Origin of the sequence: Streptomyces javensis (assembly GCF_039525925.1) — a bacterium.
GTDB lineage: Bacteria > Actinomycetota > Actinomycetes > Streptomycetales > Streptomycetaceae > Streptomyces > Streptomyces asiaticus.
On sequence record NZ_BAAAIF010000097.1, the window covers coordinates 1 to 20927 of the forward strand.

At 73.0% G+C, this 20927-nt stretch carries 11 protein-coding genes; 6 read left to right on the forward strand and 5 right to left on the reverse strand.

All coding sequences use genetic code 11. The features are described from left to right. Positions 1 to 299: 299 nt before the first annotated feature. A complete protein-coding gene (locus tag ABD329_RS43820) occupies positions 300 to 851 on the reverse strand; it encodes a MarR family winged helix-turn-helix transcriptional regulator (RefSeq protein WP_198280873.1) in 552 nt (183 codons plus the stop codon). Positions 852 to 1010: 159 nt separating this feature from the next. Here ABD329_RS43820 and ABD329_RS43825 point away from each other — a divergent pair, with 159 nt between their 5' ends. Next, on the forward strand, positions 1011 to 2321 hold the full coding sequence (locus tag ABD329_RS43825; protein ID WP_198280876.1) for an MFS transporter: 1311 nt from the start codon (positions 1011 to 1013) through the stop codon (positions 2319 to 2321). Positions 2322 to 2450: 129 nt separating this feature from the next. Here ABD329_RS43825 and ABD329_RS43830 read toward each other — a convergent pair whose 3' ends face one another. Beyond that, a complete protein-coding gene (locus ABD329_RS43830) occupies positions 2451 to 4433 on the reverse strand; it encodes an ATP-binding SpoIIE family protein phosphatase (RefSeq protein ID WP_344317915.1) in 1983 nt (660 codons plus the stop codon). Between the two features lie 235 nt (positions 4434 to 4668). Continuing rightward, on the reverse strand, positions 4669 to 6024 hold the full coding sequence (locus tag ABD329_RS43835; protein ID WP_198280875.1) for an NAD(P)/FAD-dependent oxidoreductase: 1356 nt from the start codon (positions 6022 to 6024) through the stop codon (positions 4669 to 4671). 321 nt (positions 6025 to 6345) lie between these two features. Between ABD329_RS43835 and ABD329_RS43840 the strand changes: the two genes are divergently transcribed. After that, the gene (locus tag ABD329_RS43840) at positions 6346 to 7071 is read left to right on the forward strand and encodes a TetR/AcrR family transcriptional regulator (protein ID WP_198279051.1); all 726 of its coding nucleotides are present in this window, start codon (positions 6346 to 6348) and stop codon (positions 7069 to 7071) included. 238 nt (positions 7072 to 7309) lie between these two features. Here the strand turns inward: ABD329_RS43840 and ABD329_RS43845 are convergent, their stop codons facing one another. Then, on the reverse strand, positions 7310 to 11266 hold the full coding sequence (locus ABD329_RS43845; RefSeq protein ID WP_198279055.1) for an AfsR/SARP family transcriptional regulator: 3957 nt from the start codon (positions 11264 to 11266) through the stop codon (positions 7310 to 7312). Between the two features lie 294 nt (positions 11267 to 11560). Then, positions 11561 to 13648, reverse strand: a complete 2088-nt coding sequence (locus ABD329_RS43850; RefSeq protein WP_198279052.1) for an asparagine synthase-related protein — start codon at positions 13646 to 13648, stop codon at positions 11561 to 11563. Positions 13649 to 14662: 1014 nt separating this feature from the next. Here ABD329_RS43850 and ABD329_RS43855 point away from each other — a divergent pair. From ABD329_RS43855 to ABD329_RS43870, 4 genes are all read left to right on the forward strand, one after another. Then, the gene (locus ABD329_RS43855; protein WP_198279053.1) at positions 14663 to 16126 is read left to right on the forward strand and encodes an NsdA family TPR-like regulatory protein; all 1464 of its coding nucleotides are present in this window, start codon (positions 14663 to 14665) and stop codon (positions 16124 to 16126) included. 296 nt (positions 16127 to 16422) lie between these two features. Beyond that, on the forward strand, positions 16423 to 17637 hold the full coding sequence (lhgO, locus tag ABD329_RS43860; protein ID WP_198279054.1) for an L-2-hydroxyglutarate oxidase: 1215 nt from the start codon (positions 16423 to 16425) through the stop codon (positions 17635 to 17637). 484 nt (positions 17638 to 18121) lie between these two features. Beyond that, on the forward strand, positions 18122 to 18862 hold the full coding sequence (gene trmB, locus ABD329_RS43865) for a tRNA (guanosine(46)-N7)-methyltransferase TrmB (protein ID WP_344317918.1): 741 nt from the start codon (positions 18122 to 18124) through the stop codon (positions 18860 to 18862). Positions 18863 to 19236: 374 nt separating this feature from the next. Continuing rightward, complete coding sequence (locus ABD329_RS43870) at positions 19237 to 20862, forward strand: PrsW family intramembrane metalloprotease (protein WP_198279756.1); 1626 nt, start codon at positions 19237 to 19239, stop codon at positions 20860 to 20862. Positions 20863 to 20927 lie beyond the last annotated feature (65 nt).

A 20927-nucleotide genomic window follows, 5' to 3' on the forward strand; every position in this document is an offset into this window, starting at 1 on the left:
AGATCCGATTTCCGGTCGTTTCCGATCCGAATTCCGTTTCCGGCCCCCTGCTGGAGCGGGGTCTTTCGCGCCTTCCGGCGTGTCCACTACTTTAGCGGATTCCCCCGGATGCTCATAATCGAGTTCCCCCGGTCCGAATTCCGGCATGCCGAAATCCATCCCGATGAGGGGCCGTGCAGTAGTGGTTTGCCGCCGGTGCGGCTCGAGTGCTGACCGGTGAAACCGTTACGGCTCCGTGGCAGCTCAGAGTACATTACGGATCGCCCGTACCCGTGTCAACCTCGGCTAGGCCGAATGCCTCAGTCGAGGTCGGTCAGCCGTCCATCAGCGTCAGGTTGGTCCTCCTCCACCCGGCGCAACACACGGGTGAGCATCTCGCCGAGGGCTCCGCGCTCCTCGCTGGAGAGGTCCTGGAGAAGGTCCGCCTCGAAGACCGTGGCCTGGCGCATCGCCTCGACCCACTTCTCCCGTCCATCCGGAGTCAGCTCGACGATGACGCGGACGCGGTTGTCCGCATCACGCTCACGGGTGACCAGGCCCTCGTTCACCATGCGATCGATGCGGTGGGTCATGGCCGCGGGGGTGAGGCCCAGCCGCTTGGCCAGGTCACCGGGGCCCAGGCGGTAGGGAGCCCCGGAGAGGACGAGCACCTTGAGGACCTCCCACTCGGAGTTGCTGATCCCCAGCGTGGCCGACTGGCGGCCATAGGCGACGTTCATTCGCCGGGTGAGCCGGCTGAGGGCGCTGACGACCTGCTCCACCTGAGGGTCCAGGTCCTGGAACTCACGCTGGTAGGCCGCGATCTGCTCTTCGAGGCTCAGCAGGTCGTCCGGGTCGGGGGTCTCCGCCATGTGCGGAGTATGACACGAAACTCATTGGCGCTGAAGTCCTTCGCTCTGTACTCTTAAGCATTGAAGTTTAGCTTCGAAGTCTTCAGACATCGATCCTCCGGGCTGACCCGCAGGTCAGGCCCGTAGTCCTATGACCCTCCTCGACCTAGGTAGGTGAGTGTGACCACCGCGATGGGCGCAGCGCTGCGCCGTATCCAGCTGGGCAACGCGCTGAGCGCGTTCGGCAACGGCTTCACGGTCCCGTTCCTCTTCGTCTATGTGGCGCAGGTGCGGGACCTCGGTGCGAATACCGCGGGCATGGTGCTCGCGACGTTCGCCGTGGCCGCGCTTGCCGTGCTGCCCTTCATCGGTCGGGTGATCGACCGGCGAGGGCCGCTGTCCGTTGCCGTCGCGGGCGCGGTCGCCGCCGCTGTCGGATCGATGGGGCTCGGGCTGGCGGCGAGCGAGCCGCTGGTCATCGCCGCGGCCGGAGTGCTGGGCGCGGGCATCGCGGCCATACAGCCGGCCCTGGCCACGCTGATCGTCTGGTGCTCGACGCCGGTCACCCGGTCGCGGGCCTTCGCCACTCAGTTCTTCCTCGGCAATCTGGGCCTCGGCGTCGGCGGGCTGCTCGGGGGGCTGCTGGTGGACACCTCCGCCGCCTCGAGCTTTGTGCGGCTCTTCGCGATCGACGCGGTGATGTTCCTGGTGCTCGGCGCGGCGGTGGCGACCGTAAGGCTGGAGCGGACGCCGGTGTTCGACGCCCCGGTGCCGACCGTCGATGAGCGGCTCGGCGGCTCCGGCGGTTGGCGTGCCCTGCTCGGCCACCGCGCCATGGTGCAGCTGTGCGCGCTGGGCTTCGTCATGTTCTTCGCCTGCTACGGCCAGTTCGAGTCCGGGCTGTCGGCGTTCGCGGTGGATGTGGCCCGGATATCGCCGTCGATGCTGGGCATCGCCCTGGCCGCGAACACGGCGGCGATCGTGCTGGCGCAGTTCGTCGTGCTCAAGCTGGTCGAGCGGCGGCGGCGCAGCCGGGTGATGGCGCTGGTCGGGCTGGTCTGGACGGTGGCGTGGTGCGTCGCCGGGACCGCCGGGCTGATACCCGGGAGCCAGGCCATCGGCGTCACCGCGATCATCTCGGCGTACGCGCTCTTCGGGCTCGGTGAGGCCATGCTGTCGCCGACCGTCGCGCCGCTGGTCGCCGATCTGGCGCCGCCGTCGGCACTCGGTCAGTACAACTCGGCGTTCGCACTGGTCAAGCAGCTGGCCCTGGCGGTGGGTCCGGCGGCCGGCGGGCTGATGGCGGGCGCCGGGCTGTACGGGGCGTACATCGTGACGCTGGTCGTCTGCTCGCTCGGCATCACCGCGCTCGCGCTGATGCTCGGCCGGCGGCTCACGGCCGAGCAGGACAATCCGCTGCGGGCGGTCGCCGGGGCCGCGGTGCCCGCGCCGCGGGCGGCCTCGTCGGACGAGGTGACCACCGCGGCCTGACCCGGCCGGACATCCCGCCATCGCCCTGGCGCGGCGAAGGAGCCAATCGGCTCCGCCGTGCCAGGGCGATCCGTCGGTCGGGGGGCGGTCGTGTCCCCGCTCAGGCCCGTGCCGCCGGGCCCCGTGGGGCTAGCCCGCGGGCAGGGCGAACTCGCACCACACCGCCTTGCCGCCGCCCGGTGTGCGGCGTGAGCCCCAGGACGAGGCGATGGTCGCGACGATCGAGATGCCGCGTCCGGCCTCGTCCACCGGTTCGGCCCGGCGGCGGCGCGGCAGATGCTCATCGCCGTCCGTCACCTCGATGATCAGCCGGCGGTCGGTACGGCGCAGCCGCAGCCGCATGGGCGGTGTGCCGTGCTGGAGGGAGTTGGCCACGAGCTCGCTGGCGGCGAGCACGCCCAGATCGCGCAGCTCCATGGGGAAGCGCCAGCTGGCGAGGACCCCTGAGGCGAAGGCTCGGGCGCGCGGTGCGGCTTCCACTCCGCCGAGGAGTTCCAGCGCGGCGTTGTGGAAGAGCTCCGCGTCATGCCCCGTACGGGCGGGGTGCTGGAGGACCAGCACCGCCACATCGTCGTCGTGCTCCGCGGTGATGCCCAGGGCCCTGATGAGGCGGTCGCACATCACCTGGGGTGAGCCGGTCGCGCCCGCGAAGACGCGCTCGAGCGCGGCCACTCCGTCGTAGATGTCCTTGTCCCGCCGCTCCACCAGGCCGTCGGTGTAGAGGACCGCGCTGGCCCCGGGGCCGAGCGGGACCGAGCCCGTGGTGTGCAGCCAGCCGCCGGTGCCGAGGGGCGGTCCGGTGGGCTCGGATGCGCGGCGCACGGTGCCGTCCGGGTCGCGGACCAGGATCGGCAGATGGCCCGCGGAGGCGTAGACGAGGCGGTTCTCGTTGGGGTCGTGGACGGCGTAGACGCACGTGGCGATCTGGTGGGGGTCGATCTCGGCGGCCAGGCCGTCGAGGAGTTGCAGGACCTCGTGCGGCGGGAGGTCGAGCCGGGCGTAGGCGCGTACGGCGGTGCGCAGCTGGCCCATGACGGCGGCCGCCCGCACCCCGCGCCCCATGACGTCGCCGATGACGAGGGCGGTGCGGCCGGCGCCCAGGGTGATGACGTCGTACCAGTCGCCGCCCACCGCGGCGTCCGTGCCGCCGGGCTGGTAGGTGGCGGCCACCCGCAGATCGTCGGGCTGCTCCAGCCCCTGGGGGAGGAGGCTGCGCTGGAGGGTGACGGCGGCCTCGCGCTGGAGGCGCTCGCTGGCGCGCAGCCGCTCAGCGGATTCGACCTGGTCGGTGACGTCGGCCCCGAAGACGAGCACGCCGCGGACCGGCTCGGTGGCCGGGCCGGTGTCGGCGACGACCGTCTCGGTGGCGACCGCATCCGGCACGGCGACGGCCTTACGGACGACGCCTTCCCGGATCGAGCCGACCACCGGCGATCCGTCCACCGGCGATCCGTCCACGGGTGTTCCGTCCACCGGCGTTCCGTCCAGGTCCGCCTCCGCCGCCCGATCATCCGCCGCCTGAGCGGGAGCGATGGCCTTCGGCGCGGTCATCTCGATCGGGGAGCAGGTGAAGGTGTAGTAGCCGTGGCGGGACCGGCCGGGGCCGGGGGCCGCGCCCTCCTGCCGCGGCCCGGGCGTGGTCGCCGGGCCGCCCGCGGGCACCCGCCGGGACTTGACCGTACGGGGCTTGCCGCTGCGCAGGACCTGGTCCATGAGCGGCAGCAGCCCCAGCTCCCTCAGCTCGGGCAGGGCCTGGCCGGCGGGTGTGCCGGGGGTCCGGGAGCCGAAGAGCCCGACATAGGTGTCGTTGAGATAGGCGATGCGGTGCTCGGGGCCGTAGACCACCGCGACCAGCGCCGGCACCTGGCCGAGGAGGTCATGGGCGGACAGCCCGTCGAGGGTCGGGACGGCGGCGGGCGGCGCGACGTCGGAAGGGGCGGCAGCGGGAGGCTCACCGCGCCCCGCGGGGTCGGCGCTCTCGCCCCGGGCCGCCGGGACGGCGCCGCAGCCCGCGGCGGCCGCGGGCTTCGGCCGCCGCGCACCGCGGTCTGCCCGGGCGGCGATGCGTCGCTGGGTTCGGGGGAGCCGGGCGCTCCAGCGCGTGAAGTTCACTGCGGATTACCTCGTGGGGTGGTGGCTGAGCGGCGCGCCGGCGCGGGATCGGGGAGATGGGTGCGGGTACGGGGGACGGCCCCCAGGGGAATGCAGCAAACTTCCGAATCCTCGCGATTGTCACTCTTTGCAGATACGAGCCCACCCATGGTCACACGACCAGTGTGGCCGACCGGACTGACATCCGTGAGACGCCGATCGTGGGAGGGGAGTTCCCGGCTCCGCCCCGATCGGCTCAACTGGCCCCGGGATGGCGACCGGTGTCCGCGGCGAGTTTGAACTCGGCGCGCGGGTTCTCCAGCGACCCCAGGGAGACGATCTCGCGTTTGAACAGCCCCGACAGAATCCATTCGGACAGCACGCGTGCCTTACGGTTGAACGTCGGCACCCGGCTGAGGTGGTAGACGCGGTGCATGAACCACGCCGGGTAGCCCTTCAACTTGCGCCCGTAGACGTGTGCGACGCCTCTGTGGAGCCCCAGGGACGCCACGGAGCCCGCGTACTTGTGCGCGTAGTCCGTGAGCGGCTGACCCGCGATCGCGGCGGCCACGTTCTCGGCGAGGACCTTGGCCTGGCGCACGGCGTGCTGTGCGTTGGGGGCGCAGACCGCATCGGGCCGGTCGGCCGTCAGGTCGGGCACCGACGCGGCGTCCCCGGCCGACCAGGCGTGCTCCACGCCCTCGACCTGGAGCGCCGCGGTGCATTTGAGCCGGCCGCGCTCGTTCAGGGGCAGATCGCTGGAGGCGAGGATCGGGTGCGGTTTGACGCCCGCGGTCCACACGAGCGTGCGGGTGGGGAAGCGCGAGCCGTCACTCAGTGCGGCGACCCGGTCGACACAGGAGTCCAGGCGGGTCTCCAGCCGTACGTCGATATTGCGGCCGCGCAGCTCCCGGACGGCGTACTTGCCCATCTCCTCGCCGACCTCCGGAAGGATCCGGTCGGTGGCCTCGACGAGGATCCACTTCAGGTCTTCGGGGGCGATGTTGTGGTAGTAGCGGACGGCGTACCGGGCCATGTCCTCCAGCTCGCCGAGCGCCTCGACGCCCGCGTATCCGCCGCCGACGAAGACGAAGGTCAGCGCCGCGTCGCGGACGTCCGGGTCCCGGGTCGAGGAGGCGATGTCCAGCTGTTCGAGGACGTGGTTGCGCAGGCCGATGGCCTCCTCGACGGTCTTGAAGCCGATGCCGAATTCGGCGAGCCCGGGGACCGGGAGGGCGCGGGACACGGATCCGGGGGCCAGCACCAGCTCGTCGTAGTGGATGTCGACCGTGCCGGTGCCCTCTTCCTCCGTGGCGAGGGTTCTCACGGTCGCGGTGCGTTTGCCGTGGTGGATCGCGGTGGCCTCGCCGATGACGACCGTGCAGTCGGGCAGCACCCGCCGCAACGGCACCACCACATGGCGGGGCGAGATCGATCCGGCCGCCGCCTCGGGCAGGAACGGCTGGTAGGTCATATACGGCTCGGGGTCCACCACGATGACCTGCACGCCGCCGTGCCTCAGCTCCCGCTTCAGCTTTCGCTGGAGGCGCAGCGCGGCGTACATCCCGACGTAGCCACCACCGATAACGAGAATGCGCGCTGGTTCCTTCACCCTCCCATGAGGCACGTGCGACCGCGGTTTGTCCACAGGCCCGGCGAATTGTGTGACCGGACGGCTCAGTCGGTCCCGAGCCGCGGAATCGGTTACACGTACGAAATGTCCGCAGGTCAGCCCCGGGATGCGTGGGGGCGGGCGGGCGGATAGCCGGAAAGAGGCGGTCTGCTGCTCTGATCGGGGGGCGTTCTGTCCCGAGCTACCCTCTTCTTTCTTGACCTGCGCTCAACTATGTTCGTACTTCGTCGGGGTTGTGACTGCCTCGACAGTCTGGGCGGGGAGTCTCCGGGGGGAGACATCATTACCGGGGGATCACTTATGCACCTTCAGGGTTCGTCATGGTCCGCAGCCGTCGCGTCGTCGGACGGAAACGGCGGACGGAACACACCGCTGCGCGTGGACGCGCAGCGCAATCTGGAGCACGTCCTGCGGGCGGCGCGCGAGGTCTTCGGTGAGCTGGGGTACGGGGCTCCGATGGAAGACGTGGCACGCCGGGCGCGGGTAGGGGTGGGCACCGTCTATCGGCGGTTCCCCAGCAAGGACGTGCTGGTGCGCCGCATAGCCGAGGAGGAGACGGCAAGGCTGACCGATCAGGCGCGGGCGGCGCTGGGTCAGGAGAACGAGCCGTGGTCGGCGCTGGCCCGGTTCCTGCGTACTTCGGTCGCGTCCGGCGCGGGCCGGCTGCTGCCGCCGCAGGTGCTGCGGGTCGGGGTCGACGTGGAGACCGAGATCCGGCTGCCGCAGCAGCGGCAGGCGGCGTTAGCCGCACCGGCTCAGCCGGAGCTCCGGCTGGTCGAGCGGCCGATGGTCGCTGAGGACGAGGCGGACGACGCGGGCGCCGCGGCGCTGCTGGAGGTCGTCGGGCAACTGGTGGAGCGGGCACGCGCGGCGGGCGAGCTGCGCCCGGATGTGACGGTCGCCGATGTGTTGCTGGTGATCGCCACGGCGGCGCCCTCGCTGCCGGACGCGGCGCAGCAGGCGGCGGCCTCGGCCCGGCTGCTGGACATCCTGCTGGACGGGCTGCGGTCGCGCCCCATGGGGTGATGCCGACGGTCCCAGAGCGGGACATGTGCTCGTCTTCGTGTGCCGGATTCAGGGGGTGAGCGGCGCGTCTCGCCTCCTCCGTATGAGTGACGGCATAGGGCGGTCGGCCGGGGCGTCGCATCTGCTGCCCGTACCCGCGTCAGCGGGTGGGCGGCGGGGCGGCGCTCCGGTCGGCGGTTGCCGCCTGATCGGCGGTTGCGGTCTGGATGCCAGTGGTGTCGGAGGCATCGGTGGCACCTTAAGCATCCGTGGTGTCTGTGGCATCCGTGGTGTCTGTGGTGTCTGTGGCATCCGTGGCGTCGAGAGAGCTCAGCGCCTCGTCGAGCAGGCGGAGGGCCTCCTCGGGGGTCAGGGTCGTGCTCTCGGTGCGCAGCTTCTCCACCGCGTCCCGGCCCAGCGCCTCGCTCGCGCGCGCCGCGGTCGCGCCGACGTCCCCGGCCACCAGCGGTGAGCGCGGCAGCCGACCGCGCCAGCCGTCGGCGGCGCCCAGCAGCCGCGCCGCGAGCGGCTCCTGTCCGCATCCCGTCAGGAGCTCGGCCGCCGACTCCGCCTGATGGGCCAACAGCAGCTCCATGGAGTTCACCGCGAGGCCCTCGCGCAGCGTGTTCCGCAGCTTGCGCAGTCCACCGACCAGATCGCCCTCCAGGCCGGTGATACGGGCCTCCAGGCCGTTGGCCACGACCCAGAACTGCGGTGGCGAGGTGCCGCGCAGCGCACGCTGCCGCGCGGCGTCGCAATACGCCCTGGCCCGTGCCCGATCGCCGCGCACCAGCTCGGCCTCGCTGCGCACGATGTCGTTGAAGGCCAGCACGTCCTGGGTGCCGCAGCGCTCCGCCTCCTCCTCGGAGCGCTCCACCAGCCGCAGCGCGCCCTCCACGTCCCTTTCGTGGACGGCGAGGTCGGCGAGGCGGGTGTAGAGGAACGGCACCTCGGTGTGGGCGCCGAGCTCCTGTGCGAGCCGCGTCGCCCTCTCGTAGGCGGCCCTCGCCTCGCCGAGCCGGCCTTGATGGGTGGCGATCTCGCCGCGCGCGCCCTCCACCTGGGCGAGCATCCAGCGGTCGCCGACGCGGGCCGCCAGCTCGCGCAGCTCGGCCAGGTCTTCGCCGGCGCTCTCGACGCCGCCCGGCATGTCGATGGCGAGGTGGGTGCGGTACATCAGCGAGACGCCGAGCGCCCAGTCGTCGCCGTGGGCCCGGCAGTCGGCCACGGTCCGGTCCATGAGCGGCATCATCTCGCCGCTGAAGCCCTCGATGACGAAGGCCGTGAAGGGCCACAGCAGACCAGGGAAGGACGCGCGGCGGGGCCCTGGATGGCCCGCGTAGGCGTCACGCATGCGTACCGCGGCGTCCCGGATCTCGGGGTCGCCCAGATCCGGGCCGGTGCCCTGCTCGGCGAGCAGGAAGAAGAGCAGCAGCCGCAGGTCCATGAACTGCCAGTACCGGCTGGCTTCCTCGTCGACGCCGTCCTCGCCGTCCGGAACCCGGGCCGGGATGAGCGGGAACTGGTCGAGGGGATGGCCGCCGCCCGGAGCCCGGTCCGCCTCGCCGTCCGTGCCGTGGGGGCGGCTCTCCAGGGCCAGCGCACGGCCGACCCATGCGGCGCCCTCGTCCCGGTAGTTGCGCAGCCACCAGAACCACGCCAAGTCGCGGATGAGCGCGAAGACGGTGCCCTCGTCCCCGGTGGTCAGGGAGCGGTGCAGCGCTGCCCGGATGTTGTCGAGATCGGTCTCGACGAGGCGCAGCCAGGGCAGTTGTCCGGCGGAGCGCAGACGGGGTTCGGCGGTGCGGATGAAGTCCCGGAAGTGGGCGGTGTGACGGGCCACGGCGGCCTTGTGGTCGGCACGGGCCGTGACGTCCTCGGTGGCGCGCTCGCCGACGTACTCGTTGATGGTCTCCAGCATCCGGTAGCGGGGCTCGCCACCCCCCGGGCCGGAGGACTCCGCCGCCGCACCGTGCGATGGATGGTCGACGATCAGCAGCGACTTGTCGACCAGCGCCCCGAGCAGTTCCAGCACCTCGGCGGACGCGATCTTGGCCTGGGGGCGCGTATGAGAGCGCGTGGGGGCGCGCGTCTCGGCGTACGCAACCGTGTCGTCCGGCTCCGTCGTGCCGGCCATCGCGTCCGTAAGGACGTCACGAATGCCGACGCCGTCCTCGATGACGCCATCGCCGTCTTTGCCGTCCGTGCCGTCCGTGCCGTCCGAGTCGTCTCTGCCGTCCGTGCCGTCCGTAAGGGCGCTCGCGACGGGCAGGACGTCCGCGCAGACCGCCTCGGCCGCGGACAGGGTCCACCCGCCCGCGAAGACCGACGCACGGCGCAGCACGGTGCGCTCGCGCTCGTCCAAGAGGTCCCAGGACCACTCGACGACGGCCCGCAGGGTCTGCTGGCGGGGCAGCGCGGTTCTGCTGCCGCTGGTCAGCAGGCGGAAGCGGTCGTCCAGCCGGTCCGCGATCTGGCGTGGGGTCAGCAGCCGCAGCCGCGCCGCGGCCAGCTCGATCGCCAGCGGCAGACCGTCCAGGCGTCGGCAGATCTCCGCGACCGCGGCCGCCGTGTCCGGGTCCGCCGCCGGGTCGAAGCCGGGCCGTACGGTGGCCGCGCGCTCGGCGAACAGCTGGTGGGCGGGGGCGGGCGGCAGCGGCTCCACCGGCCTTATGGTCTCGCCCGGCACCCCCAGCGGCTCCCGGCTGGTGGCGAGCACCGTCACCCCCGGGCAGTGCGCGAGCAGGGTCTCGGTGAGCCGGGCCGCGGTGTCGATGACGTGCTCACAGTTGTCGAGCAGGAGCAGCAGCCGGCGGTCGGCGCAGTACTCGACGAGGCGACTCGTCGGATCCCCGCCGTCCGCGCCCGTGGTGCGGCTCTCGAGCCCGGAGGCGAGCAGCATGGTCTCGCGGCGGCCGACCGCGCTCAGGACGGCGCCGGGGACGGCGGAGGGCTGGTCCAGCCGGGCGAGTTCGGCGATCCAGACGCCATCCGGGTAGCCCTCCGTCAGCGCCCCGGCGGCCTCCTCGGAGAGGCGGGTCTTACCGGAGCCGCCGGGGCCGGTGAGGGTGACCAGCCGGGCGCCCTCCAGATCGCGGAGGATGTCGCCGATCTCTTTCTGGCGGCCGACGAAACTGGTGAGGCGGGCCCTGAGATTGCCATGCGGCAGAGGCGGCACGGCGGTGCGCGAGCCCACCGTATGCAAGCCAGCCGTATGCGAGCCAGCCGTACGCGAGCCTGCGGTGCGCGGGCCTGTGGCGCGCGAGCCCGCCTCCCGGCCGGCGACGCGGCTTCCCGCCCCGCCGTCGGGTCCTCCGCCCCCGGCCCGGCCGTCGTACGCGCCCCTGGCCGCCCTGCGGCCGTCGATCGCCGTGCCGTCCGCCGCCGCCCGGGGTGCGCCCCCGCTCCCCTCGTGGCCGTCGGCCCTCGGCGGAGCGGTCTGTGGGACGGGCCCCCCGCCGTGCGGCTCCTGGAAGGCTTCGGCGTCCGACGTCAGCAGCCGTCTGTGGAGCTCCTTCAGCTCCGCTCCCGGGTCGGTGCCGAGGCGGTCGGCGAGGATCCTGCGCACGTCCTCGTAGGCCGCGAGGGCGTCGGCGGAGTGACCGGCCGCCCGCAGCGCGCGGATCAGCTGGGCGTGGAACGTTTCGTCGAGCGGATGGTCCGCGACGAGCTCGCGCAGCTCCGGTATGACGTCCGTAGGGCGGTCGAGCGCGAGGTCCGCGTCGATCCGGCGGTGCAGCGCGGTCAGCCGGAGCGCCTCGGGGCGGGCGGCGGCCGCGTCCCGGTCCGGCAGGTCGGCGAGGGCCGGGCCGCGCCACAGGGCGAGCGCCTTACGGAGGGTGGCGGCGGCCGTCTCGGGATCGTCGGCGTCCAGGGCGCGTATGCCCTCGTGCGTCAGCCGCTCGAAGCCCAACAGGTCGACGTCGTCCTGGGGCGCCGCGGTCGCGAGGCGGTAGCCGCCGGGCGAGGAGACGACGGCGTCCCTGCCGATCGCCCGGCGCAACCGGCCGACGAGCGCCTGGAGCGCGGCGGGCGCGTCATGCGGAGGGTCGTCGGCCCACACCTCGTCGATCAGGACGTCTACGGAGGCCGGGGCGGTGCGTGCGGCCCTTACGGCGAGCGCGGCGAGCAGCGCGCGGATCCGGGGGCCGCCAAGGGGGAGCGGGTCGCCGTGGTCGTCGCGCGCTTCGGTGGTGCCGAGGATCAGATACCGCACAGGGGCCATTCTCCTAGGTTGCGGATTGCCGCTGGGGAGATGGTGCGGAGCGGCGGCGGAGGGATCCATTCGTTTTCGTCCGCCGTAAGGACACCGGCTTCTCGTCCGCCGTAAGAACGCTGGGCTCTCGTCCCCCGTAAGAACGCCGAGTTCCGGCGCGCGGCGAGCGCCCCGGTTCCCTGAGCGCGATGGGCAAGCACCCCGGCTCCATGGACACCGGGGGCGATGTCCCCGTAGGAGTCCGCGGGGCGATATGTCACAAGGCGGCCTCGTGCCGCCTCGGTGCGGAAGCCGTCACAGGCTCGGCCGCGGCACCACTCCGCCCGCCACCGCCCGCTGGCGTGGCGCCGCCGTGCCCGTCCAGCAGGTGCCTCGGCGGGCCAGCAGGCGCCGCAGCCAGACTTCGGTCGAGACGAGCTCGGCCAGGCCGTCCAGGGGCAGCCGCTCCCCCTGTGCGGCTGCGCGCAGCGCCTTACGGACGACACGGGCCTCGATCAGGCCTGCGTCGGCCAGCAGCGGCGCGTCGAAGAGGGTCATCAGCTCGCCCGTCCAGGTGCGCATGCCGGTCCGTACGGCGGCGGTGTGGGCGGCGTGGGAGGTGGCTCCCCAGCCGGGGGGAAGCTCCCGGATGCCCGCTCCGGCGAGCACCGACCGCAGCACCGCGGCGCGCGCCCCCGGTTGCACCCGAAGCGCTTCGGGGAGCGCGCGGCAGGCCCGTACGACCTGGTTGTCGAGGAAGGGCGCGTGCAGGCGCTGGCTGCGGATCTCGGCGGCCTGCTCGAAGACGCGGTGGTCCGCCGCGTAGCGGGCGAGGGCGGCGTCGGCGCGGCGCTCCCCGGGGCGGCGCAGCAGCACGGGGCGCACGGCCGCGTCCTCCAGCCGGAGGGACACCTCGGCGAGCGTCTCGCCGGTGAGCCAGCGGGCGGCGGGCCCGGGGCGGCACCACGTCAGGGCGGCGAGGGAGGCGGATACGGCGCCGGGGCCGTGCAGCGCCTGCTCGTCGGCGAAGTGGCGCTCCATAAGGCGCGCGGCGGCCTCCTGGACGCCGTCGCGGTAGGAGGTGCGGGCCAGCCGTCGGGCGGCCCGGTAGACCGTGAAGGGCACGAAGAAGGACTGCGCGGAGGGGCCGTCGGCCTTGGCGAGCGCCGTCGCGGGGCGCAGCAGATGGCGTCTGCGGCGGTCGAGCAGCAGGTCCGCGAGGCGCGCGGGGTGGGCGTCGAGCACCTGGCGGGCGCCGTGCCCGATGAAGTGGTCGGCGCTGCCCGCGGCGAGCCGGCGCCGGTGGCGTTCGGCGATGACGAGGGAGGGGCCGGGCTCGTCGGTAAGGGCGCCGGTGTCGAGGCCCGCGTACGGCAGGGCGTCCTCACCCGCGGCGACGACCACATGGTGCAGCCGTGGATTGGCGGCGATGGCCCCGGCCCGTTCGAGTTCGGCCTCGCGGGTGCGGGCGCCGCCCGCCGTGGCGAGGTCGTTGAAGGTGACGGCCAGGAGCCGCTCGCCCGCCTCGGTGCCGTGCCCGAAGAGGGTGCCGGGCATTCCGGGGAGACCGGCGGCGAGCAGGGCGAGCGTGGCGGAGGCGCTGCCTCCGGACAGATCGGCGCCGATGCCGGGGGCCGGGGCGCCGCGGGCGGCCCGTCGCTCGGCGGGTCCCATACCGGGCACCGGGCCGGGGTCGAGGTCATCGGTCTCGGGGGCGTGGCGCGGGGCGGTGAGCCGGGCCCGTACGGCCTCCACGAGGGCGTCCCGGACCGCGTCCACGGCCTTGTCCTGCTCGAGTGGGGGCGCGGCGACGGCGAGGGACGCGGTGGGCTCGTAGCCGGTGATGTCGCGGGCGCCGTCGCGCAGGATCAGCGCATGGCCCGGGGGGACGCGTCTGACGCCCATGTAGGGCGTGCCGTCGCCCATGGCCTCGGGCGAGTCGGGGCAGGCGAGCAGCGCGCCGAGGTGACCGACGTCGAGCTGGGCCTCGATGAGGTCGGCGAGCGGGAGCGCGGCGGTGGCGTAGGCGGTGCCGCCGGCCCAGTCGGTGTGGAAGACGGGCCGGGCGCCCGCGAGGTCGCCGACGATGGTCACGCGGCGGCCGACCTGGGCGACGGCGGTGTAGCTGCCGGACCAGGCGGTCAGATGTCGCAGGGCGCCGCCGCGGGCGGCGAACAGGCCCACCCGCAGCTCCTCGTCGGAGGCGCCGCAGCAGCCGAAGACGGCGAGGCGGGTGAAGGGGTCGGTCTGGACGACGCGTACCTCATCGGGCCGCCAGTCGCCGACCGCCCACAGCGGATCGGGGTCGGACCACAGGAGTTGGGCGCCGACCGGCTGGATCGCGCGGGCCTCCGAGGAGACCGGGCCGGATGCGGTACTGCTCCACCCCACCAACCACCGCATCGCCGCCTCCACAGGCTGTGGGCATCCAGGGCAACCAAGAAGTAGGTGCCATCATGCACAGCATGTTGACGGTTTCGGCATCGAACCGGACAACAACATGGATCTCCTGGATGTCCTGCGACCACAGATGACCACAGGAATCGCAGAGTTGATCCCAGGGGGTGGCGCCTCTCATGAAGGCATCCGTAAGGAGCCCACCGAGGGAACCACCGCCGGTAACGACCCACCGTTCCGCCGTGGCCCATGCTGCCACGATCGGAGCGCGCAAGAGCGCAAGGGGATCGACGAGTGTGCGGAGCGGCGCACAAGAGGCGCACAAAGGGGCGCACGGAAAGAGCACAAATCGAGCATCAACCGGACGCCAACCGAGCACCGATCGAGCGTCAACCCGCAGACCACACACGAGCCTTACCGCCGCGCCACGACGGCCACCGCGTGCGGCGCCATCCGCAGCATGTGCTAAGCGCGCTCACCGCTCCGGGGGAGAACTGGGCGGAATCCATGCCGAATCCGGGCGCGATCCACGCGGAAGAGGGCTTCCCGCGTCGGGCCTCCCCCTCCCCGGCCCGACGCGGGAGCCCGGCCGTGAGGGGCGATATTCAGCCAAATTGCCGTGGCGCTCTCGTTGGTCTTGCGGACGACCTCTAAGGAATCAACTTCCGCCTCTCGCGCCTCCCGACACGACAGTCCGGGAGGCGGCGTTCGCCTCCCGGACCGTTCCGCCACCCGCGGGGAATGAGGCGGCGGCGTCCCCCAGCCCACTGGATCCAGTACAGCGGGCCGACCCACGCAGGACCCATCGAAACGTCCCCGCCGCGACGGAGACAGAGCGCACACACGGGCGCACAGCCACACACACCGGGAGCACACGTCACGCCCCGCACGCCCGTTCGTACAAGAATCTCGCCATCCGGGACACCACCTCTTAACGGTCGGGATGCGGCGAACTACGCTGGGTTTACGAATGCCCCGCGCCTATGCCGGGGCGGCCGTCGGTGCTGTCGAGGGGTGCGCATGTCCAGGGAGCCACGCGGGCCGAACGAAAAGCTCGGCACCGTTCTCGCCCTCGCTGGGATCAGCAATGCCGGGCTCGCGCGCAGAGTCAACGACCTCGGCGCCCAGCGTGGCCTGACGCTTCGCTACGACAAGACGTCCGTCGCGCGCTGGGTGTCCAAGGGCATGGTGCCCCAAGGCGCCGCGCCACACCTCATTGCGGCTGCGATCGGGAGCAAACTCGGCCGCCCCGTCCCCCTGCACGAGATCGGCCTGGCCGATGCCGATCCGGCCCCCGAGGTCGGGCTTGCCTTCCCGCGCGACATCGGCCAGGCCGTCCGCTCCGCGACCGAGCTCTACCGGCTGGATCTCGCGGGTCGGCGCGGCGGTGTCGGCATCTGGCAGAGCCTGGCCGGATCTTTCTCAGTAAGCGCGTACGCCACTCCGGCCTCGCGCTGGCTCATATCCCCCGCCGACAGTTCGGTGGCCCGCGAACCCAAGGACGCCGAGGACGCAACCACCGTCGCGAGCACCTCGGGCGCGGCGGCGCCGGACGCCTTACCGCCACAGCGCGTCGGCCACAGTGACGTCACCAAGCTGCGCGAGGCCGCCGAGGACGCGCGCCGCTGGGACTCCAAGTACGGCGGCGGCGACTGGCGTTCCTCCATGGTTCCCGAGTGCCTCAGGGTGGACGCGGCACCCCTGCTGCTCGGCTCGTACAGCGACGAGGTCGGCCGCTCCCTCTTCGGCGCCACCGCCGAACTGACCCGGCTCGCAGGATGGATGGCCTTCGACACCGGCCAACAGGAGGCCGCACAGCGGTACTACATCCAGGCGCTGCGCCTGGCCCGCGCCGCGGCCGACGTCCCCCTGGGCGGCTATGTGCTGGCGTCGATGAGCCTCCAGGCCACCTACCGGGGCTTCGCCGACGAGGGCGTGGACCTGGCCCAGGCCGCCCTGGAGCGCAACCGCGGCCTGGCCACCGCCCGCACCATGAGCTTCTTCCGGCTCGTGGAGGCGCGCGCCCAGGCCAAGTCCGGGGACGGGCCCGCCTGCGGGGCGGCCCTGAAGTCCTCCGAGGGCTGGCTGGAGCGCTCGCGGGCGGGCGACCCCGATCCGTCCTGGCTCGACTTCTACAGCCATGAGCGGTTCGCGGCCGACGCCGCCGAGTGCTACCGCGATCTCCGGCTGCCGCGCCAGGTGCGGCGCTTCACCGAGCAGGCGCTGGCCCGGCCGACGGAGGAGTTCGTACGGTCGCACGGGCTGCGGCTGGTGGTGTCCGCCGTCGCCGAGCTCGAGTCCGGCAATCTGGACGCGGCCTGTGCGGCGGGCGCCCGTGCCGTGGAGGTCGCCAACCGGATCTCGTCCGCGCGCACCACGGAGTACGTGCGCGACCTGATGCGGCGCCTCGAGGCGTACCGCGACGAGCCGCGCGTCGCCGAGCTGCGCGAGCAGGCGCGGCCGCTGCTGGTGGCGCCGGCGTGAGCGGCGCGGGGGCGGCGCGGGGGCGGATGCGAGCGTCATGCGAGCAGGTGCGAGCGACCGCGATCAGTGGTGAACGGCCGGGGCTGAACGATGAGACGCAAGTTGCCCGGAATGGGCGACTCGGAGGCGAGCCGCCCGGAATGAGCGGTTCGAGATGAATCGATCCACATGACCGGTCGGCCTAGCCCGGACCCTAGTCCTCACTTGGGTTTCGGGCCGTTGTCAGTGGCGCAGGTCATGATAGGGATCGACGGTCGGGCGACTGGACGGTGTGGCGCGTGGGGAGGTGACATGGCGTGACGGCGTTGGACTGCGACGTGCTGGTGATCGGGGGCGGGATCGTCGGCATGTCGACGGCGTATGCGATCACGCGCGCCGCGCCCGGCACCCGCGTGACCGTGCTCGAGAAGGAGGCGGGCCCGGCCCGCCACCAGACCGGGCGGAACAGCGGCGTGATCCACAGCGGTATCTACTACCGGCCGGGGTCGCTCAAGGCGCGGTTCGCGGTGCGCGGCGCCGCGGAGATGGTGAAGTTCTGCGCCGAGCACGGCATCCCGCACGATGTCACCGGCAAGCTCATCGTCGCCACGGAGCGCTCCGAGCTGCCGAGGCTCCACGGCCTCGTCCAGCGCGGCAGGGAGAACGGCATCCCGGTGCGGGAGCTGGGCCCCGCCCAGATCGCGGAGTACGAGCCATGGGTGCGCGGCCTCGCCGCGATCCATGTCGGCACGACCGGCGTCTGCGACTTCGGCGCGGTGACGGCCAGGCTGGCCCGGCTGGCCCAGGACGCGGGTGCCTCGGTGCGGTACGGAGCGCGGGTGCGCACCATCGGCCGGCGCCCCTCCGCGGTCGCGGTGCGCACGGCGGACGGCACGGTGCTGCGCGCGCGGGCCCTGGTCAACTGCGCGGGGCTGCACTGCGACCACGTCGCCCGGCTGGCGGGCGACGACCCGGGCATGCGGATCGTGCCCTTCCGCGGTGAGTACTACGAGCTGGCGCCCTCCCGCGCCTCGCTGGTGAACGGTCTGGTGTACCCGGTGCCCGACCCGGCGTTCCCGTTCCTCGGCGTCCATCTGACCCGCGGCATCGACGGCGGCGTCCACATCGGGCCCAACGCGGTGCCGGCCCTCGCCCGCGAGGGGTACGCCTGGCGTACGGTGCGCCCGCAGGAGCTGGCCGGCACGCTGGCGTATCCGGGCTCCTGGCGGATCGCCCGCCGCCACTGGCGGTACGGGGCGGGTGAGCTGCGGCGCTCCCTGTCCAAGCGCGCCTTTACCGACGCCGTTCGCCGCCTGCTGCCGGATGTGACGGCCGACGACCTGATAGCGGCCCCGGCGGGCGTGCGCGCACAGGCGGTGCTGCCGGACGGCACGCTGGTGGACGACTTCCTGATCTCGCAGTCGCCCCGGATCGTCCATGTGCTCAACGCTCCGTCGCCCGCGGCCACGGCCTCCCTGCCGATCGGCCGCGAGGTCGCCGGCCGAGTGCTGGAGACCCTGCGGACGGGGTGACAGGGCGGGCGGCGTGCGGGGTCGAGAGGGGTAGGGCCCGGGGCCCATCGCCGCCGCCGTACGGCTGGGACCGTTGCCGAGGTACGGGGCGAGGTCTCGGTCTCGGCCGTGCGGGGCCGAGGCGCGGGCCAGGGAGGGCCTGCCGCGAGCCCTACGGGCCAGGGAGGGCCTGCCGCGGCCGTACCGGCCAGGGCCTGCCGCGGCCGTACCGGCCGACCCCAACCGCGACCGTACGGTGGGACCAAGCCCACCGCCGTACGGTCGTGCCCAGCGGTCGCCGTACGGCCGGGCCCAGCCGTCAACCGTACGGCCGAGCCCAGCCGCCGAGGCACGCCCAGGCTCCACCGCCCACCCCCACCCGGTCGGCACGGCCGGGCCTCCCCGCCCCCGCCCGTAGAATCGAAGCACTGTGTCCGAGAAGCCCACCGCCCCCGATTCCCACGTGGAGCGCGCTCTGCCCGCCCCCCGTGACCGCAGCGAACCGATGTTCCCCGGCGGCCCCGCGGCCGATCCGGCGGGCTCGCACCACGAGCGCCGCATCCGCTCCTTCCGCCCCCGCCGCGGCCGGGTGACCCCGGGCCAGGGCGAGGCGCTGCGCCGCCTGTGGCCGCAGTGGGGCCTGGACATCGACGGGCTGCGCCGTATCGACCTCGGTGAGTTGTTCGCCACAGAGGCGGGCCCGCGCCCCGACCTCCCCGTCCTCCTGGAGATCGGCTTCGGCATGGGGGAGGCCACCGCGCAGATGGCCGCCGCCGACCCCGGCACGGGCATCCTCGCCGCCGACGTCCACACCCCCGGCCAGGGCAATCTGCTCGCGCTCGCGGAGCGGAACGGCCTGGACAACGTCCGGGTCGCCAACGGCGACGCGATCATCCTGCTCCGCGAGATGCTGGCCCCCGCCTCGCTCTCCGGACTGCGGGTCTTCTTCCCCGACCCCTGGCCCAAGAAGCGGCACCACAAGCGACGCCTCATCCAGCCCGAGTTCATCGAGCTCGCCGCCACCCGGCTGAAGCCCGGGGCGCTGCTGCACTGCGCGACCGACTGGGAGCCGTACGCGGAGCAGATGCTGGAGGTCCTCTCCGCGAGCCCCGCCTTCGACAACACCCAGGCCGACGGCGGCTACACCCCGCGCCCGGACTTCCGGCCGCTCACCAAGTTCGAGGGCCAGGGGCTGGACAAGGGACACCTCGTCCATGACCTGATCTTCCGCCGCAACGACACATAACGACCCCAAGGGGATGGGCATAACCCCTGAGTCCCCCTCCCCCTTTCGTTAGGGTCGGTTGAGTGCATCAGTCCCCGCCCCCGCAAGAGCCGCCCGAGCCACGACCGGCCACGCCGCCGTACGAGGCACCGCCAGGAGCTCGGCACGAGGCGTCAGACGGCGCACCGCACGGGACACCGCAGGGCGCCCGGCACGGGGACGCACCGCATGAGGCGGCACAGACAGCGCCGCACGCCGACGCCCCGCACCACGCCGACGCCCCGCAGGCCGACGCCCCGCACGGCACGCCCTACGGCGCTCCGTACGGCGAACAGCACCCGTGGTTCCACACCGGCGCCGCACCGGCGGGCTGGCCGCAACCGCCCCGCCAGCGGCTGTGGGGCCCGGGCGGCCGCCTCGCCCGCGTCTGGCACAACAAGGCGCTCCGGGCCACCGCGCTCACCGGTCTGCTCTCGCTCTCCGGCCTGATCATCCTGGCGCTGGTGCGCGAGCAGACGGGCACCAAGGGCTTCTTGGTGGGGCTCGGCCTCGCCGTCCTCCCCGTGCCGCTGATCATCGCGGTCTTCCGGTGGCTGGACCGCGTGGACCCCAAGCCCTGGCGAAACCTTTTGTTCGCCTTCTCCTGGGGCGCGTGCGCGGCGACGCTGGTCGCGCTGATAGCCAACGGCTTCGCCACCGAATGGCTCATGACCACCGTGGACTCCTCGTCCCCGACCGGCCAGGCCGACGCCGACACCTGGGGCGCCACCTTCATCGCGCCGTTCGTGGAGGAGAGCGCCAAGGCGGCCGCCGTCCTGCTGCTCTTCCTCTTCCGCCGCCGTGACTTCAACGGGCTGGTCGACGGGGTCGTCGTCGCCGGAATCACCGCCACCGGTTTCGCCTTCACCGAGAACATCCTCTATCTCGGCTCGGCCTTCGTCAGCGACCAGACGCTCGGCTACTCCGGCATCCGGTCGACCACGGCCGCGACCTTCTTCATCCGCGCCGTGATGTCCCCCTTCGCGCATCCCCTCTTCACCTCGATGACGGGTGTGGGCTTCGGCATAGCCGCCGCGGCGGCGCGGCACCAGCGCGTCCGCCGCGTCCTCATACCGATCGCGATGCTGCTGACGGCGATGGTCCTGCACGGCGTCTGGAACGGCTCGGCGACCCTCGGCGGCTACGGCTTCCTCATCGTCTACGCCCTGTTCATGGTCCCGGTGTTCGGGCTGCTGACCTGGCTGACGATCTGGTCCCGCACCAAGGAACTGCGCGCGATACGGGAGCAGCTCACCGCCTACCAGACGGCCGGCTGGCTCACCCCGCCCGAGCCGCTCGCGCTGTCCTCGATGCGCGCCCGCGGCATCGCCCGCGACCTCGCCCGCCGCACCCACGGCGCGGCGGCGGCCCGTACGGTCGGCGAGTACACCGCCTTCGCGACCTCGCTGGCCCTGCTGCGCCGGCGTGCGTACCGGGGTACGGCGGGGCCGGACTTCACCACGCACGAGAAGGAACTGCTGGACCGGCTGTGGGAGCGGCGGGAGACGGCCCAGCCCGCCCTGGCCCACGCGGCACTGTCGGTGCCGCTCCCCCGGCCGCGCCGCGTACCCCGGCCGGCCCCGGGGACGATGCCCGCACCGTACTGGCCCGCGGGGCCGTACGGCGGCGGGTACGCCTACGGCTACGGAAGCGGTCAGGGCCACGGCTACGGCAGCCCCGCCTCCGGCTACGGGTACGGCAGCCCCGGATCCGGCATCGGCCACGGCGGCCCCGGGTCCGGCTACGACCCCGGCCCCGGCTCCGGCGCCCAGGCGCGGTACGGGCCCCACCCCACCTACGCACCGTGGGGCGCCCCGCTCCCGCACGGCTCGCAACCACCGCGAACGCCGCAACCACCGCAGGCCCAGCAGCCACCGCAAGCCCCGCAACCACCGCGGAGCCCGCGGCTGCCCGTGAATTCGGCGATGCCCCACACCTCCCCCGTGCCGTACGGATCCGGCGGCCCGGAAAGTCGTCTGTAACCTCCCGCCCCTTTCGGACGTGTTCCTACATAGAAGCGGGGAGCATGCGGGGGCGCGGGGGATTC